This window comes from Streptomyces sp. NPDC031379 (genome assembly GCF_055569615.1).
In genome coordinates, this window is sequence record NZ_JBVIIT010000053.1 from 1 (window position 1) to 2,916 (window position 2,916).

General features: G+C 71.3%; 2 protein-coding genes. Both read left to right on the plus strand.

Annotation, left to right across the window (positions count from 1 at the left end; translation table 11 throughout):
- A partial coding sequence (locus ACZ5CW_RS40760) for an acyl-CoA carboxylase subunit beta (RefSeq protein ID WP_468610813.1) occupies positions 1–934 on the plus strand: 934 nt, incomplete at its 5' end.
- Positions 935–1,453: 519 nt separating this feature from the next.
- Positions 1,454–2,284 carry an AfsR/SARP family transcriptional regulator gene (locus ACZ5CW_RS40765; RefSeq protein ID WP_468610815.1) on the plus strand — a complete coding sequence of 277 codons (831 nt, stop codon included), beginning with the start codon at positions 1,454–1,456 and terminating at the stop codon, positions 2,282–2,284.
- Positions 2,285–2,916: the final 632 nt, after the last annotated feature.

Genomic DNA, 2,916 nt, shown 5'->3' on the forward strand with positions numbered 1-2,916 from the left:
GGAGATCACCCAGAACGGCCTGGGCGGCGCCGACGTGCACGCCGAGACCTCCGGCGTCTGCCACTTCGCCTACGACGACGAGGAGACGTGCATCGAGGAGGTGCGCTACCTGCTGTCGCTGCTGCCGCAGAACAACCGCGAGTATCCGCCCCACGGGCCGAGCACGGACCCGCCGGCGCGGCGTTCGGAGGTGCTGCTGGACCTGGTCCCGGCGGACGGCAACCGGCCCTACGACATGGCCAGGGTCATCGAGGAGATCGTCGACGACGGCGAGTACCTGGAGGTCCACGAGCGCTGGGCGCGCAACATCATCTGCGCGCTGGCCCGGCTCGACGGCCAGGTCGTCGGGATCGTCGCGAACCAGCCGCAGACCCTGGCCGGCGTCCTGGACATCGAGGCGAGCGAGAAGGCCGCTCGGTTCGTCCAGATGTGCGACGCCTTCAACATCCCGATCATCACCTTCCTGGACGTCCCGGGGTTCCTCCCCGGAGTCGACCAGGAGCACGGCGGAATCATCCGGCACGGCGCCAAGCTGCTGTACGCCTACTGCAACGCCACCGTGCCCCGCATCTCGGTCATCCTGCGCAAGGCCTACGGCGGCGCCTACATCGTCATGGACTCGCAGTCCATCGGGGCGGACCTGACCTACGCCTGGCCGACGAACGAGATCGCCGTGATGGGCGCGGAGGGCGCGGCGAACGTCATCTTCCGCCGGCAGATCGCCGAGGCCGACGATCCCGACGCGACGCGCGAGCGCATGGTCAAGGAGTACAAGGCCGAGCTGATGCACCCCTACTACGCGGCCGAACGCGGCCTGGTCGACGACGTCATCGACCCCGCCGACACCCGTGAGGTGCTGGGCCGTGCCCTCGCGATGCTCCGCAGCAAGCACGCCGACATGCCCTCGCGAAAGCACGGCAATCCGCCGCAGTAGCAGAGCGCCGAACCCGGGCTCCGCCGGCGGGACCGCGCCGGCGGACGCCGTCGAGGAAGCGTGCCCGGGAGCCGCCAACAACCGTCCCGACACCCAAAAGCAAACAGACCGACAGGTTTTCCTTTCCCGGTCTTCAGAGTGTTTCGAGGCCTGGTTCCGGCCGCCGGACTAGGATCATCGTGGCCCCTCCCACAGAGTGCACCCTCCGGGAGGGGTCACTGCACATTTTCGGCCCGCCCGATCCGGACTTCCGTTGGCTCCTTGTTTTCGCTGCTCTGCGCCCTGCGGAGGCGGAACGTGAGGATCACCCTGCGGTTTCTCCTGGCTGGGTCGGGAGGCGCACGAACGCTCGTTTGATATGGCTGGCCAAAAATCGACGCTTCAGCCGGGCTTGAGCCGTCTTGGATTGACAAACCGACTGTGCTGTTTTTTTATCGGGGGGTCCAGTGGCAAGGCGGAGCATCGGGGGAGGCGCACAAGGCCGAGCCCCGGTCTCCAGCCGGAACTCATGGGGGGAATGTGGACATCAATGTGCTGGGCCCGCTATCGGTGCGCGAGAACGGGGTGTCGGTCGTGCCGACGGCGCCCAAGCCGCGGCAGGTCCTGGCCCTGCTCGCCCTGCACGCGGACCAGGTGGTCTCCGTGAGTGCCCTGGTCGAGGAGTTGTGGGGAGGCAAGCCGCCGCGCAGCGCGCGTACCACCCTGCAGACCTATGTGCTGCAACTGCGGGAACTGATCGCCGAGGCGCTCGCCCACGGCGAGAACGAGCGGTGCACCCCGAAGGACATCCTCGCCACCGTCCCCGGCGGCTACCGCCTGGAGACGCGGGCCGGGACCGTCGACTTCCGGGAGTTCGAGCGGGGCGCGGGTGCCGGCTACCGGGCCATGGACGCCGAGGACTACACCGGCGCGGCCCGTCGGCTGGCCGACGCGCTCTCGCTGTGGACCGGGCCCGCGCTCACCGACATCCAGGCCGGCATCCGGATCGACATGGAGGCCAGGAGGCTGGAGGAGGCGCGGTTGTGCGCGCTCGACCAGCGCATCGAGGCCGACCTGCGGCTGGGTCGGCACCGCGAACTGCTGCCCGAGCTGACGGTGCTGGTCAACCAGTACCGGATGCACGAGAGCCTGCACGGTCAGTTCATGCTGGCCCTGCACCGCTCGGGGCGCCGCGGAGAGGCGCTCGACGCCTACCGGAGGCTGCGCACCACGCTCGTCTCCGAGTTGGGCCTGGAGCCGTCCGCCGCGCTCAGCCGGCTGCAGCGCTCCATCCTGATGGCCCGCCCCGAGAACTCGGCGGCGGCGACCCCGACCGCCGCGGGCCAGAGCCTGGTCGCCCGCACGGTCTGACACCTCTCGTCCCCTGGCTCCGCGTGACCTGCGGGCCGGGGGAGCGGCATGTTACCGGGGCCGCGGGCCCCGGGGCAGCGTCATCCCCTCACCGGACGGTTCCGCCCGTGGGGGGATTTCGCGTGCCGGGCCTCACTACGCGTCGGTCCGCGGCGGACCGGGGCGCGGCGCGTGCGAGGCCCCACCGGACCACACGGCGGGGGCACGGCGTTCGTGTCCCGCCCGAACCCGGGGCCGGTTCGCCGCCGTCGATGCACAGGCCCGGCGGCTCTTCACCACGATCCGGTCGGTGAGCACGCGCAGCGGCCGCCCTCGACCGGCGGACGCCACGTCACGTGAACGGCCCTTGTCCGGCGGACGTCACCTGGACGGCCTTCGGCCGGCTCTCGACCGGTGGCGGCCGCGGACATCGTGGACGCCGTGGTCAGCGCACGCTCGTCACCGAGGCCGCCGGAGTACGCCTCTCGCTCCGCGGCCGGGCCCGTCGCGGCGTTGTCCGGGTGGCTCGGCACCGCCCGGGCGGGGGGGGGGGGGGGGCCCCCCCGCCCCCCCCCCCCCCGCGACAAGGAAGGGGGGCCCCGACCGCGGCAGGGGTTTCCTACAGCTTTGCGCGGGGTAGGACCCACCCCCCT